A 15,006-nucleotide genomic window follows, 5' to 3' on the forward strand; every position below is an offset into this window, starting at 1 on the left:
CTCTTTCGTATTCATTATACTCACGTTTTTATTAAAGCACGTAATGAAAAAAAGGAAAAGACATTTAGTCCTTTCCTCCTGTTTTTTATAGGTCTTTATATATTGGTTCTGCATTTTTTAATTTTTCAACCTTTTCTTCTGTGCCATCATTGGCATTTATATACATTCTAAATGTGTCATTTTCAATGGTTCCGAGCATTTCATAGCATAACACTTCTTGACCAAGTTCATTTGTAATTAAAGCGAGCCTCGTTTCTCTCACTTGTACATTTTTATTTAATTTAGATTTTGCCTCTGCTTCAGTAATTGCCGGCTTAGGTATAGTTCTTTTTCTGTGGGATGTTAGGAAGTCTCTTGCTGAAAAACCGACAACCTCACCGTCATCCAAGGCCACTTTCATGCGGATTGCCTCCGGGTACATCCGGACTTTATTTTCAACAGGAACATATGAAAATACGCCGATTTTATCATATTGGGCACTTTCATCAATTTCCAAATCATCTGTTTCAAATCCGTTTTTCTTTAAAAATGCGAGCGCTCGGTTCGATCCGTCATTCAAACTGATTTTTTGGTTTTTCACTTCTCTGTTTTGGATCAAATATACCGGATGCCCGCCCTTCTTCGTGATATCCATATAAATCGCTGCTTTATGGTCTGGGTCTTTCATGCTGATGCTATATACATCGCGATTTGTTTTTTTTCCGCTCTTTACCACCTTAATTGAATAATTGTCATCAGGGGCAAAGCGCTCAGCAATTTGTTTTGCTTCCTGTTCGGAAATTTGTTTTCCCTTCAGGTGGCTGAAACCCTTTTCTTCTTTTTTCGTGCTGGTGAAACTAGGGCCAAGGTCAGTGCCGGTGGAGAATGCACCAACATTCTTTTCGACAGTTTTAAAGCTGTTGATAATTGTATTGTCACTTTGTTTTTCGTCTGAAGCCAGTGCCATTTCTACGTCCATCCAGCGAAGGTTTTTGCTCATGACAAGGTGCTGAACATGGCGCAATTCATTTTGGATATCTTCAGACTGCTGATATAGCTTATTTAGTGATGTATACTCGTTTTTATCAAGCGGCTTCTGGTCCAAATCTCTGACTGACGTTTTATAGCTGAAATCACCGATCTTTGATAATAGCTCTTCCGTTTTATTAAACGGCATTAATGTAAGCGGCAGCTGACTGACGCTGTTATGTGCTTCAGAAGTAATCCTCCACACATCAATCAATGCAGGCGACAGTGATTTTTGGCTGTTCATGGCAAGTGTTGTTCCGATTTTATCATGAAGCTGATCCACCTGATAGGTAAGCTCATGAAACGCCCGCTGATAGTTATTTTCAGCATGAAGAAGAACTGCGTCTTTTTCCTGGTGTTCTTTGTATCCCCAGTAGCCTGTACCGACTATTGCAATACCAAGCACGGCGATTAAAATTCCTCTGATCATTTATCACACCTCTTTTTATGCTTTCTCATATCTGCTACTCACAGAAAATGTGTTTACCGATTCTTTTAATCTGCGGACGCCCCCAAATCCACGGACTTGTAGCCGTATCGGGATTAAAGTAGTAAAGTGCTTCCTCTGACGGGTCCCAGCCATTGATGGCATCCAGCACCGCTTCTCGGGCCGTTTCATTCGGCTGCATGTAAATTTGCCCGTCGGCTACTGCTGTGAAGGCAAGCGGCTCAAAAATAACCCCCGCCACTGAATTTGGAAATAACGGGCTGTTCAAACGGTTCAAAATGACTGCTGCAATCGCAACCTGCCCCTCGTATGGCTCGCCCCGGGCTTCGCCATAAACCGCTTGAGCAAGCAGCCTGATATCGTTGTTGGAAAATCCACCAGGCATGTTCGCTGCTACCGCATCCTGTTTTCTTGCTTTTGCTGGTGTATTGTTTTGCTGTTTATTCGCATTGGCTTTAGGCTGCTGCGTTGTTTTTTCCGCAGGCTGTTTCTGCCTCGCTTCCGCTTGCTGTCTTGCTTTTTGTGTTGCTGCTTTTGACGGTTTCGTCTGATACTTCAGCGGAATTTTTCCGTAATGCGTGAATGTGTTCCCTTTATTGAGCTGTTCCATAACATATTCACGATAATACTTAGATTTACATATTAAGGTATGCTTTGTTTTAGCCCCGACAAGGCCGTCAACCTCTTTTAACCCGAATTGATCCTGAAAATTTCGAACTGCCCAGTATGTTCCCCATCCATAAACCCCGTCAATTTTTCCGTTATAATATCCGTTGTATTGAAGACGCGCCTGAAGCTCGACCACATCATCCCCTGTTGCCCCTCTTTGAATGACCTGATTCGAAAAGGCAGAGATCGTTTCAGTATTAATAAACGTCGTTATTGTAAAGGAAAAAAGGATGAGACATGCCATAATCGATCCTTTGGACTTCATCTTTTCAAGCCTCCTACAGCAAATTTTTAAGTGTAATCGTATTTTCTGTAACGAGGTTATTTTTATACACTCTTTCCTTGTTATCCCTCAGAACATAAAATCTCTTTTGTAAAAACTGTACACAAAAAAGCCGCACGATTGCTGTGCGGCTTCTATACTTGCATCATATTAACGGAACGGGCTTTTTTCGCTTTACGCAAACCAAACCACCATAAAAATACCATAAATGGAAGCATGTAATAAATCCAATTACTAAGCGCTGTCAGGATAAAATCATATGATCCATGCAAAAGGGATGGGAGAACTAAAGAAAGAACAAGCCACTTCACACGCGCCTTATCAGCGGAAAAGCGCGCTTTTCCGAGGTAAAATCCCATTATCACACCAATCAAGGCATGGCATGAAACAGGCAGGAGCGCTCTGACAAACGCATGCTCCACACCGTGGCCAATTAAATAAAGAATATTTTCGAGGGTTGCAAAACCGAGTGATACACTTGCACCGTACACAATCCCGTCATAATGCTCATCAAAGTGGGCGTGCGGGTAAACACTGATCATCAGTATAAACCATTTTAATGATTCCTCTAAAAACCCTGAAGATAAAAAAGAAACGAAAAAGCTTCCGCCTCCTACATTCTCTTTTTCAAGTACATACTGGATAAACATTGTGGGAAATACAAGAACAACCCCGAGAAAAAACGACCGAAGCACCATATGTACAGGTTCATTATCATACTGATCTTTTAAATAAAAATAACTTAACAGCGCGATGCCGGGGGCAATTCCTGCAGAGATGATTGCAAACATCAGGCAACCTCTTTCCTTTATATTCCTACGTCTATCCTACCATGTTGTTTATCATTTTACATCTGTCTGCACTTAAAAAATAAAAAGAGCATACGAATGCATCATATGCTCCTCATCTTTAGTGGTTTTCTCTTTTGGCGATTTCCGCTGCGATATGCCCCCCATGAAACCTGCCGTTTTCAATAAATATTTCATTTGCGTTGTTTCCCGCAGCAATAACCCCGGCAATAAAGACACCTTCAACGTTCGTTTCCATTGTTTCTTCATTGAAAAATGGACGTCCTGTTTCTTTATCAATCTCAACACCAATTTTTTCAAGAAATTGATGGTCAGGATGATAGCCTGTCATGGCAAATACAAAATCATTTTTAATGGTGATGAGTTCTTTCTCTCCGGAACGAAACACAACTTCATCCTCGGTGATTTTTTCGACACAGGCGCCAAATTCCATACGGATTGTACCGTTTCTGACGAGCGCTTCAAATTCGGGCAAGATCCACGGCTTAATGCTTGGCGAATACTCATTGCCCCTATATAAAACTGTGACACGCGCTCCAGATTTCACGAGTTCAAGGGCGGCGTCCACGCTTGAATTTTTCCCGCCGATGACCACAACATCTTTATCAAAATACGGATGGCCTTCTTTAAAATAATGAAATACTTTCGGCAAATCCTCACCGGGTATATTCATATAGTTTGGATGATCATAATAGCCTGTGGCGATGATACAATATGGCGTCGTGTAAATCTCTTTTGACGTCTCAATAACGAATGCGTTATTTTCCGTTTTCGTCACTTTATGCACCATTTCAAACGCATTAACACGAATGTTTTTCCGTTTAACGACTTCCCGGTAATACGATAAAGCCTGAATTCTGACAGGCTTCCTGTTTTCTGTAATAAATGCCACATCTCCGATTTCGAGCTTTTCACTTGAGCTGAAAAAGGTTTGATGTGTCGGATAATTGTAAATACTGTTAACGACATTGCCTTTTTCGATGACGAGGGCATCAATGCCAATTTGTTTTAGGTGAATGGCAGCAGATAGTCCACAAGGTCCTCCGCCTATAATAATTGCTTTTTCTTGAATCATTTCTGTCAACTCCTGCGATTGGCATTTCACTTCATATTTTCTATTTCCGAATAAAAAAATCTCCTATTTTATCATAGGAGATTTTTTATTTTTATGCAAATCATCAACTTATATCCAGCCTCTAAAACGCGAAGCTTCAGCCATTTTGCGTACGCCAACCATATATGCAGCTAGCCTCATGTCAATTCTTCGGTTATTAGCCATTTCGTAAATATTGTTAAATGACTTGATCATCATTTTTTCTAATTTTTCTTCTACCTCTTCTTCACTCCAGTAGAAGCCTTGGTTATTCTGAACCCACTCAAAATAAGAAACTGTTACGCCACCGGCACTTGCCAGCACGTCTGGTACAAGCAGAATGTCTCGGTCTGAAAGAATTTTTGTTCCTTCAAGCGTTGTTGGCCCGTTCGCCGCTTCAACGACAATTTTAGCCCGGATATTATGGGCATTTTCTTCTGTAATTTGATTTTCAATCGCAGCAGGAACGAGAATATCACAATCAAGCTCCAGCAGCTCTTGGTTCGTAATGGTATCGTTGAAAAGCTTTGTTACAGTACCGAAGCTGTCGCGTCGGTCGAGTAAATAATCGATATCAAGGCCTTCCGGATCATAAAGTCCGCCATATGCATCTGAGATGCCGACAACCTTTGCTCCCGCATCATGCATGAATTTTGCCAAATAGCTTCCCGCGTTTCCGAAGCCTTGGACAACGACACGCGCACCTTTAATATCGATGCCTTTTTTCTTGGCCGCTTCTTTAATACAGATGGTTACACCTTTTGCTGTCGCAGATTCTCTCCCGTGAGATCCGCCAAGCACAAGAGGCTTGCCTGTAATAAATCCAGGCGAATTAAATTCATCAATTCTTGAATACTCATCCATCATCCAAGCCATGATTTGTGAGTTTGTAAATACATCCGGCGCCGGCACGTCTTTTGTCGGGCCGACAATTTGGCTGATCGCTCTGACATACCCTCTGCTCAGACGCTCCAGCTCTCTAAACGACATATCCCTTGGATCACAAACAATTCCGCCTTTACCACCGCCATATGGAAGATCAATTATGCCGCATTTTAAACTCATCCAAATTGAAAGCGCCTTCACCTCTTTTTCTGTTACGTTCGGGTGAAAACGTATCCCGCCTTTCGTCGGACCGACAGAGTCATTGTGCTGCGCACGATAACCTGTGAAAATCTTTACTGAACCGTCGTCCATACGAACAGGTATTTTTACCGTTAATAGCCTCATCGGCTCTTTTAACAGTTCGTATACCTCTTCGGGATACCCCAATTTTTCCAGAGCCTTATGTATTACGGTTTGGGTTGATTTTAATACATCAAGTTTGTCCTCTTCTGTATGACCGGTGTTTCGATCGGCTGCCATTTGAGTTAACCTCCTAGAATCTTCTGTTTCTCACATGCTCCCTTTCAGAGAATAGTATACACCTTCATCTGATCTGTGCATAGAATAAACGTTATGTTTTTCCATGTTTTTTACCGAAAAAAAAACTGCTGTGAAATCAGCAGTTTTCCGTTGCATTCTTATGAAAAATGAGTTTGTATCGTCTCAACGGCATTACCGTCCATAATGAGCTTACCATACTCTTGCAGGCGATAAATCGTTAAAGTTGTCGGATTGCCGTATTCAGCCAGAACCGCCACAACCCCCTCAGCCGTATGTGACCCCAGATCTTCAAGGCTTAAAAAGTACTGCCCGTCATAGTGGTAAACAGTTCCCCCTGTGATACCGATTCGCTGTAAGCTTTCTGAAAGCTGAATGATATCTTCAAAGGAATGGAATTGATATATGATGTCCGCGCTTTCATCAAGCTTGACTTGCATTTCGATGTAATCATCATCATACTCATCGTCTTCTGAATCGGCGTCTTGGTTCTTTGTTACGATCACGACCATCCCTTGTGCTTGGAGAGAATACACTTCCACTGCAATCGGTCCATTCGCTTCAAAGCCGAGCTCTGTATTTGCTTCATTCATCATATCTTTAAATAACTGGTGGACTTTAAATGAGTCCTTCCAGAGGTCTTCTTTTGTCAATCCCCGGTCTGTCAAATCATCGAGGGTTAAAAAGATTTTGATCTTATTATAATTCAGACGCTCAAGCCGCATAACGTTCCCTCCTGCCTCTACTTGCACACAAATCATATAACACATTATATGAGATGATGAGTCATAGGTTCTTAATTGTTATCAGTTTACACTGAGTTCACTAGTAAGACAAGCACAATGCAGTTTTTATTGCCATATGGATTTTCGCTTTTTAGAAGTTACTCTGGTCCGCAAAGAGTCACAATGTGTGTTTCAGGCTCAGCACCTAAACGCAGAGGCACTTTTGTCGTGCCGTAGCCGTTGCTGATCAGATAAGCCGCATTTTTAACAATGCCTGTTTTCCCCAGTTCATAAGGGCCAAATTTCCCAAACCTGATCTGACCTCCATGGGTATGTCCGCTGAATATCACATCAATACCGTCACCTTCATTGATTTGCTCATGAATCTCCGGATTATGACAAACTAGAATATTCAGCTGGCTTTTGTCAAGTTCTTTAATGGCTTCCTCATAATGATCCATCTCCATCCTGATATCATCAACCCCGGCAATCGCAATCGTATGGCCGTTGTACGAAAACGGAACTGACTCATTCCTCAGAGTGATGACACCGTGCGCTTTGAATATGGAATACAGCTTATGCTGTTTGACTTCATAATCATTATTCCCCCACACAAATACAACAGGAACTCCTAAATCAGCGAGCCTTTTGATGTTTTCCTCAATTCTCGCAATAGGCACCCCGCCCTCAGCTAAATCTCCGCCGATGATTACGAGGTGAGGGGCATGGCTTCGCGCTTTTTCCAAAAGGTCTTGATCGATAAGACGTTTGTGAATATCCGAAATAAAAAAGATGGTAAGTGGCGGCTTGCCCTTCATTTTTGATAAAGGAAACGTATGTGTTTTTAAATGGTTGCCTTTTGCAGTTGAATACATTTTTGCCGTCATTGCCGCTGCCGCAACAGTCAGCACACTGGCAATTTTCACTGATAGCTTCATAAAAACTCTCCATTCTTTTTTAGAACTTATCAATAAGACGGACAATAAAAAAAGACGTTTCTACCGTTTGAGAAAACGCCCGATTTTATTTACTTTCAAAATATAGATTAATGTCATATCTGTGCTTCATCATTTGAAAAACAGACTCTCTCGCCTTCCATTTATCCGGCTGCGGCCAAAGATCAGTGCTCTTCTGAATAATTTCGCATCTCAGTTTATGGAAATCACCCTCAGCTTTTTCTTCCTTTTTCTTAAAGTAATATGAAGTGCAGTATGCAAAAGCGGTTGCCATCATCCAAAATAAATAAAAGGTATGGCTGAGCATTTCTTGAAGTATGAGCTGAGGCGCCGGGCTTTTGACCATAATCATAAGACATAATAAGCCTAAGCAAATAAGTGAAGCCCATCGCCATCTGCGGCATTGCAACGCATAATTTTCAAATTTTTGTTTTCGCTTCACCAGCGCTTGGAGCATCTGTTTGGTCGGCGCGTCTGTAAACTGATCCAGCTGATTCCATAAGGATTCCATACGCTTCACACCTTGTCCATTTTCATTGCTACAATATATGAACGTAAAAGAAAAAAAATGCCCTATTCATCCATTAAGGGGATGTCCAAAACTTGTCCGGTGTAAACATCATTTCCATTCAGATGATTATACGCCCGAATTTTTTCTTCTCCTGTCCGGCTTTTATAATACTTCATGGAAATGCGGTATAGCGTTTCTTTCTTTTGGACGGTGTGCTTGACAACGCGATTCGGCACATTTTGAACTGGCTCAGCTGGCTGTTCTTGCTGTTGTACTGTTGATTGGGAAGAGGAAGCAGCCGCGGCGGTTGCTTCCTCCTTATTTGCCGAGTCTTCTTTTTCCGCTACAGCAGTCTGTTTCTTATCAGCAGCTGTTTTTGCCGGCTCTTTTGGCTTGGAATCTTCAGGCTCTTGTTTTGACTCCTTCTGCAGTGCGGTTTCTTTAGTGTCTGCGGTATCGTTTTTATCCTCTGATTTCGGGACAACCTCATATTTGCTTTGGCTGCTGTCAATAAAAACATCTTCATAATCGTCATGATTATCCGGGTGGCTCTTTAGATAAAATAAGGTGACTAAAACGATAACCGGCACAAATACAAATATTACTGCGAGTACTGTGAATAATGGCGTTTTTGTTTTGCCTTGCTTTTTTTTCTGTTCTCTTTGATTTTTTACAGATTGTCTTGTCGGAAGGCTTTCTCCATCATCGACATAATCGTCCGCCAATGCGGCGTTTTGATCTTCATAAAGATTCTGGGCTTTTCTTCTCTCTACTCTCGACATGTTCGTCATGTTTATCCCTCCTCACATGTTCAAAACGAATCTGACAGGCAAACACGGCATCAATGATAAAATGCGCCGTCATCGGAACAAATAAGTTGCCGGTCCATTCATACATCAGACCGAGCAAAAAGCTGATTGCTGTCACCATAATAAATAACAGCCATTTTGACAAATACCGAAAGTGCAGAGCGGCAAATATAAGGCTGGCCGCCCATAAACCGATATGAGTCTGCAGCACTCCCCTGAATAACATTTCTTCCGCGAAAGCAATCAGAAGCGTTAAAAATATAATATGAGGGATTGACCTCTTACTGAATATTTTTTTATTGATTCCGCCGTCATCATATAAATGAGACGGAAACCATTTCATTACTGCCATATCGGCTAAAATAACAATAACCGCTATAGAAACACCATACCAGATGATTCGCATATCGCGAATGTCCCAGAGCTTTAATACGTCCCGTACATCCTCAAAAAAGAACAGTCCTGCTGCAGCAGCGGCAAAGATGATGAGTAGCTGCGTCAAATATAACTGCTTCAGCATATCACGGTCAGACATATGCTGAATATAATCTTTTTGCTGTTTCAGTTCAGCTCACCTACAGTCTGCAAGCTGAATATCCGGTGCAATTCCGAACTCCAGCTGTCTAATGGCGCCATTTTACTCCGTTCCCCTTTTTGTTCATACAAGGATAAATCAAAACCGCAATGTGAACAGCACGGGAGGTTTCCGTCATCAGGCTGGTATGATTCATCAAAGTAGGTTAATAGTGCCTGCCTTAAACAGCCGTCACGCTGAAGCAAAAATGATACACGGTGCATTTTTTCCAGCTTCAGCTCCATGCGATATGAAATTTCTTTCTTCATCAGTTCAACTGACGTTTTCCCCTGCATAAAGAGATGAATCATCATACGGGCCTGTGTCTCTCCGGCGCCATACTGCATTAATACGTCACGCAGTCTTCTCTCATCCCGCTCCTCCGTCTTCTCTAGCACACGGATCACGTCGGCGATTTCTTCAGCTGTGACACTCTCCATTTGGATAATCTGCTCCTGCAATTCAAAATCCCCTGGCGCCCGGAGCAAAATGCTGACACTCGGCTTTCCATCGCGGCCCGCTCTGCCGATTTCCTGCATAAAAGCTTCAGCCGTCTGCGGAAGGTGAAAATGAATCACATATCTGATATCAGGTTTATCGACACCCATTCCAAACGCATTCGTACAACATATCACATCAAGCTGGTTATGAATAAACTGCTGCTGAATTAAAATTCTGTCACCTGACTCCAAACCGCCATGGTAAAAGTCTGCTCTGCTGCTTGTTTTGCTTTTAATTTCACCAGCTAATTCCTCGGCCCATTTCCGTGTCGGACAATAAACAATTCCTGGACCTTGCAGGTTTTCAACCAACTGAATGACCCTATCTATTTTTTCGGCCGCATCCGCCGCATTTTCAACCCTCAGTGCGATATTCGGGCGGTTGACTGAGTTGAGATGCTGGTCAGCATGCTGCAGCTCTAGCAGGTTCATGACATCTTGCAGCGTATCCTTTGTAGCCGTAGCAGTCAATGCCAAAACGGGCGGGTGTCCCAGTATTTTTCTCAGTTGTCCGAGCTTTGAATAGTCAGGCCTGAAGTCGTGGCCCCATTCAGATATACAATGTGCTTCATCAATAACAAAAAGGCTGATCGGAACGTTTTTCAATTTTTCCAATACATATGGAGACTGCAGAGCCTCAGGGGACAAGTACAAAAATTTATAGCGATGAATATGTTCTAAAACAAATTGTCTTTCCTGTCTGTTAAGCATGCTGTTCAAAGCGGCCGCACGCTTTTCTCCTCGGGCTTTCAGCTGCTGCACCTGATCTTCCATTAAAGAAAGCAGTGGAGAAACGATTAATACCATGCCGTCAAGCATATAACCAGGCAGCTGGTAGCAAAGCGATTTCCCTCCCCCAGTCGGGAGCATTGCAATGGTATCCTTCCCGCTGAGAATACTTCTAATAATGTCCTCCTGCCCTTTTTTAAAGGAAGTAAAACCAAAATAATGATGTAACGTTTGCTGTAATCTACTCATATTGCTGCACCTGCTTTGTCAATGCCAGTCTGATTTGAAAGTAGCTGAACCGCTGCCCCAGACCGTCACGAATTTGTTTGATTTTGTTCGTCCGCATCCGTTTGGCAAACGCTGCAATTTGGATTTGATCTTCTGCTGATACATAGTCATTAATTATAAACGCAGGCTCGTGAAGAGAAATCTCAACAATATGGTCTTCGATCGTCGCTGTTTTCAGCTTTCTGATTTCGGCAATTCGATGTATCGGGAACCCTTGTTTGACCATCTGCCATGTTTTCCTCGTTGACTCTGTCAGGGCATTATCTAAATGCACATCAGAAAGTAGATCCTTTAACAAAGCATCTTCACACTCGGGAAGAGAATGAATAAAATAATGTACCGAAGCCCAAAACATGATATAGACATACCATTCATCTTCTTTCAGCGTGTCAGCAAGCTGCCTGCTCGTATAACCGATCCGATCGTGCGAGGTTAAGGAGTAGACAAAAATTTGCGCTGCTTTGTCTTCGATCTTTTTCAAATGCGCCTCAAGCATGGCGAAAAGGCTCCTTGCCATCTCTTTATGATCCGTATGCCGGGACAGGTATTTCTTTACCCAGTGAAGTGTCTTGTAATCCTTTGTGACAGGAATATATCGCCTGCTCCCTTTCTGCTTATGGGATAAGACCTGCACAAGCAGCGAAAGCCTTTTCCAAAGCACGCTGGCAGCCTGCTGATAATGAGCACCGTGGCAATGAACGGGCCAAGGCCGCTCACTAAGGGCATGCCTCAAAACTCCTTCGCCGCTGGCTGTTACTTTGTATGTATCTGTTTCAGACAAAGGCGCGAGATATGAATGCTTTTCAAGCTTGTCAAGCGACGCAGAAATATCGTTTCTCGAACATTGCGCCGCCATTCCAAAGTATTTTGCAGTCTGAAATAAGCCGGCATCTTGAATGGTTTGTGACGATCTCTTGCCTTTGAATAGGTGAAAAACAGCGCTTCCCGACCGTTCCCCATTTATTTTGCAAAGGCAATCGAGAACCATAATATCGAAGTAATTTAATGACAACCTATTCACCCACATTCTTCCTGACAAAAATCGTTGATTTGCTCTTTTTATTTTAACAGATTTCAAACAGAAATCGACGTTTAAAGTCATCATTAAGGGGGATGTTATGTAGATAACCCCTTATGTGATAAGCATTCTCAATCATTTTTCTGTTGAAATGTGGCAGCAACATCATTACAATAAGTAAGAGGAATAGGTGTTAAATTGATTAAATTATAAAGATTGATCCATTTGTTCCACCAAGAACAATCTGGGAGGTTTTATTCATGGCAAAGTACACAATCGTAGACAAAGATACATGTATTGCATGCGGCGCTTGCGGAGCTGCTGCACCAGACATTTACGATTACGATGATGAAGGCATCGCGTTCGTAACGCTTGACGAAAACAAAGGTGTTGTCGAAGTTCCTGAGGTACTGGAAGAAGATATGATTGACGCATTTGAAGGATGCCCTACTGATTCCATCAAAGTGGCGGATGAGCCATTTGAAGGCGACCCGCTTAAATTTGAATAGAAGTAACAAAAAAAGCTCCCCGGCGGGAGCTTTTTTATTTAATGGATATGCGCACTTCGCTGCTGCTCAATCCAAGGCTTAAGCTTGATAAAAATAAGTGAGAAAACAACCGTAATCACAATACCTTTTATCATGTTAAACGGCAGGATACCCGCAACGACTGCTGTTTTCAGCGCGCTGTCGGATAATGCCGGTGAATGTAAAAACCACGTGTATGCAGGAAGAATCAGAACATAATTTAAAATACTCATCAAAATGGTCATCGCTGCAGTTCCCAAAAGCAGGCTGACAGCCAAGCCCTTTGCTGAGTTGAGCTTTTTAAATAAGAAAGCAGTCGGCAATATAAAGAGTGTTCCTGCAATAAAATTCGCAATTTGCCCTACAGGAACTCCTGCCATGCTTCCCTGAATGATATACTGAAGAACATTTTTTATCGCTTCTACGGCAATACCCGCCAAAGGTCCGTAAATCAGAATGGCAATAATAGCGGGAACATCGCTAAAATCGATTTTTAAATAATCCGGAAGACCCGGAAACGGGAAATTTAACAGCATCAAAACAAATGCAATGCTGCTCAGCATACTGACCACAACTAATTTTTTTACTTTCACTTCACTCTCTCCTTTTCGATCACATCTTACTCGAAAACGGAAAGGTCCTTTTCCAGCCAATAAAAAAACCGCTTCATATATAAAAGCGGGGTTTCGAAAATTAGGCTAGGCAAAGAAACGTTTGAAAACTTTAATTTCAAAACGCTTATGAACCTCCATCTTCTCCCATCCAGACTGTACTGTCGGCTCCGGAATCTCACCGAATCCTGCTGTAAAAACAGCTCGCGGGCTTAGAGCCATTGGCTCATCACCGCCGGTAGGGAATTTCACCCTGCCCCGAAGATTGATCATATGAAATTTAGTTCCATTATAAACGATAACTGGTTGGCTGTATAGAGAATTGCTTCAAATTATAAATATTGTCTATAAGCTGTCAGAACATTGATATATTAGGCTTTACTTTTATCCTTTACTGCGTCAATACACGTTGACACTCTTTTGAGAATATGTTAAATTATCAGATATTTAGTTTGTCAATTTAGGAGGAAATCTAACGATGTTTCGAGTATTGGTCTCAGACAAAATGAGCAACGACGGTTTACAGCCACTTATTGAATCAGACTTTATTGAAATCGTTCAAAAAAACGTAGCAGATGCAGAAGATGAATTACATACTTTTGATGCTCTTTTGGTGCGAAGCGCGACAAAAGTAACAGAAGACCTTTTCAACAAAATGACTTCTTTAAAAATTGTCGGAAGAGCCGGTGTCGGTGTCGATAATATCGATATTGATGAGGCAACTAAACACGGGGTAATCGTGATCAACGCTCCGAACGGCAACACCATTTCAACAGCTGAGCATACATTTGCGATGATCTCTTCTTTAATGAGACATATTCCTCAGGCTAATATCTCAGTGAAATCCAGAGAGTGGAACCGTACAGCTTACGTCGGTTCAGAGCTTTATGGAAAAACACTTGGTATTGTAGGATTAGGCCGAATCGGAAGCGAAATTGCACAGCGTGCGAGAGCGTTCGGTATGACTGTGCACGTTTTTGATCCTTTCTTAACGGAAGAAAGAGCGAAAAAAATCGGCGTAAACAGCCGTACATTTGAAGAAGTGCTAGAAAGTGCGGATATTATAACTGTTCACACGCCTTTAACAAAAGAAACAAAAGGCTTATTGAATAAAGAAACGATTGCAAAAACGAAAAAAGGTGTTCGCTTAATTAACTGTGCGCGAGGCGGTATTATCGATGAAGCTGCACTTCTCGAAGCTTTGGAAAGCGGGCATGTTGCCGGAGCGGCGCTTGACGTTTTCGAAGTTGAACCGCCAGTTGACAACAAACTCGTTGATCATCCATTAGTCATTGCCACTCCTCACCTGGGAGCATCAACGAAAGAAGCACAGCTCAATGTCGCGGCACAAGTGTCAGAAGAAGTTCTGCAGTTCGCAAAAGGTCTACCTGTTATGTCAGCTATTAACCTGCCTGCTATGACAAAAGATGAATTCGCTAAAATTAAACCCTACCATCAAATTGCAGGAAAAATTGGCAGCCTTGTATCACAGTGCATGAAAGAACCGGTACAGGATGTTGCCATTCAATATGAAGGCACAATTGCCAAACTTGAAACATCGTTCATTACAAAAGCCCTTTTGTCAGGCTTTTTAAAACCGCGCGTTGACTCTACTGTTAATGAGGTCAATGCCGGAGGTGTCGCAAAAGAACGCGGCATTAGCTTCAGTGAAAAAATTTCCTCTTCTGAATCTGGATATGATAACTGCATCAGCGTAAAAGTGACAGGAGACCGAAGCACCTTTACTGTAACGGCTACGTATATTCCTCATTTCGGGGAACGTATTGTCGAGATCAACGGATTTAATATCGATTTTTATCCGACAGGTCACTTGGTATATATCCAGCATCAAGATACAACAGGTGTGATTGGCCGAGTAGGACGTATTCTCGGGGATAACGATATTAACATTGCAACCATGCAGGTTGGCCGTAAGGAAAAAGGCGGAGAAGCCATCATGATGCTTTCCTTTGACAGACATCTGGAAGATAAAATTGTGAAAGAACTAACAAATGTCCCTGATATTGTGTCTGTGAAGCTCATAGATCTGCCATAATCAAAAAAA

The 15,006-nt window shown here is 42.1% G+C and carries 15 protein-coding genes and 1 riboswitch; of the genes, 2 read left to right on the forward strand and 13 right to left on the reverse strand.

The features are described 5' to 3' along the window. Positions 1–85: 85 nt before the first annotated feature. From ypeB to JQX68_RS11800, 12 genes are all read right to left on the reverse strand, one after another. Positions 86–1,438: a germination protein YpeB gene (ypeB, locus tag JQX68_RS11745; protein ID WP_014664429.1), complete on the reverse strand. Its 1,353-nt coding sequence runs from the start codon at positions 1,436–1,438 to the stop codon at positions 86–88. 34 nt (positions 1,439–1,472) lie between these two features. Next, a complete protein-coding gene (gene sleB, locus JQX68_RS11750) occupies positions 1,473–2,390 on the reverse strand; it encodes a spore cortex-lytic enzyme (protein WP_014664430.1) in 918 nt (305 codons plus the stop codon). 152 nt (positions 2,391–2,542) lie between these two features. After that, a complete protein-coding gene (gene prsW, locus JQX68_RS11755) occupies positions 2,543–3,199 on the reverse strand; it encodes a glutamic-type intramembrane protease PrsW (protein ID WP_014664431.1) in 657 nt (218 codons plus the stop codon). A 118-nt stretch (positions 3,200–3,317) separates the two neighbouring features. Continuing rightward, entirely contained in the window at positions 3,318–4,292 is a 975-nt protein-coding gene (locus tag JQX68_RS11760; protein WP_014664432.1) for a YpdA family putative bacillithiol disulfide reductase, read from the reverse strand. A 108-nt stretch (positions 4,293–4,400) separates the two neighbouring features. After that, positions 4,401–5,675 carry an NAD-specific glutamate dehydrogenase gene (gudB, locus tag JQX68_RS11765; protein WP_014664433.1) on the reverse strand — a complete coding sequence of 425 codons (1,275 nt, stop codon included), beginning with the start codon at positions 5,673–5,675 and terminating at the stop codon, positions 4,401–4,403. 158 nt (positions 5,676–5,833) lie between these two features. Continuing rightward, on the reverse strand, positions 5,834–6,418 hold the full coding sequence (locus JQX68_RS11770) for a genetic competence negative regulator (RefSeq protein WP_003230533.1): 585 nt from the start codon (positions 6,416–6,418) through the stop codon (positions 5,834–5,836). Between the two features lie 158 nt (positions 6,419–6,576). Then, a complete protein-coding gene (locus JQX68_RS11775) occupies positions 6,577–7,356 on the reverse strand; it encodes a metallophosphoesterase (RefSeq protein WP_040082753.1) in 780 nt (259 codons plus the stop codon). An 85-nt stretch (positions 7,357–7,441) separates the two neighbouring features. Further along, positions 7,442–7,885, reverse strand: coding sequence for a YpbF family protein (locus JQX68_RS11780; RefSeq protein WP_014664436.1), 444 nt, complete (start codon positions 7,883–7,885; stop codon positions 7,442–7,444). A 62-nt stretch (positions 7,886–7,947) separates the two neighbouring features. After that, positions 7,948–8,676: a LysM peptidoglycan-binding domain-containing protein gene (locus tag JQX68_RS11785; RefSeq protein ID WP_015251801.1), complete on the reverse strand. Its 729-nt coding sequence runs from the start codon at positions 8,674–8,676 to the stop codon at positions 7,948–7,950. Then, on the reverse strand, positions 8,627–9,229 hold the full coding sequence (locus JQX68_RS11790) for a CPBP family intramembrane glutamic endopeptidase (RefSeq protein ID WP_024573135.1): 603 nt from the start codon (positions 9,227–9,229) through the stop codon (positions 8,627–8,629). Before JQX68_RS11790 ends, JQX68_RS11785 begins: the two co-directional genes overlap by 50 nt. A 26-nt stretch (positions 9,230–9,255) precedes the next feature. Next, entirely contained in the window at positions 9,256–10,746 is a 1,491-nt protein-coding gene (locus JQX68_RS11795) for a RecQ family ATP-dependent DNA helicase (protein WP_205440312.1), read from the reverse strand. Continuing rightward, the gene (locus tag JQX68_RS11800; protein WP_069150772.1) at positions 10,739–11,797 is read right to left on the reverse strand and encodes a YpbB family protein; all 1,059 of its coding nucleotides are present in this window, start codon (positions 11,795–11,797) and stop codon (positions 10,739–10,741) included. The genes JQX68_RS11795 and JQX68_RS11800 overlap by 8 nt, the downstream gene beginning before the upstream one ends. A 266-nt stretch (positions 11,798–12,063) precedes the next feature. On the opposite strand from JQX68_RS11800, the gene JQX68_RS11805 reads away from it, so the two are divergent. Further along, positions 12,064–12,312, forward strand: a complete 249-nt coding sequence (locus tag JQX68_RS11805) for a ferredoxin (protein ID WP_003225461.1) — start codon at positions 12,064–12,066, stop codon at positions 12,310–12,312. 38 nt (positions 12,313–12,350) lie between these two features. Here the strand turns inward: JQX68_RS11805 and fmnP are convergent, their stop codons facing one another. Then, on the reverse strand, positions 12,351–12,923 hold the full coding sequence (gene fmnP, locus JQX68_RS11810; RefSeq protein WP_014664441.1) for a riboflavin transporter FmnP: 573 nt from the start codon (positions 12,921–12,923) through the stop codon (positions 12,351–12,353). A 153-nt stretch (positions 12,924–13,076) separates the two neighbouring features. Then, positions 13,077–13,211: riboswitch (FMN riboswitch) on the reverse strand. 208 nt (positions 13,212–13,419) lie between these two features. On the opposite strand from fmnP, the gene serA reads away from it, so the two are divergent. Then, positions 13,420–14,997, forward strand: coding sequence for a phosphoglycerate dehydrogenase (serA, locus tag JQX68_RS11815; RefSeq protein WP_014664444.1), 1,578 nt, complete (start codon positions 13,420–13,422; stop codon positions 14,995–14,997). Positions 14,998–15,006 lie beyond the last annotated feature (9 nt).

The organism is Bacillus sp. LJBS06 (assembly GCF_016924995.1).
Classification (GTDB): domain Bacteria; phylum Bacillota; class Bacilli; order Bacillales; family Bacillaceae; genus Bacillus; species Bacillus stercoris.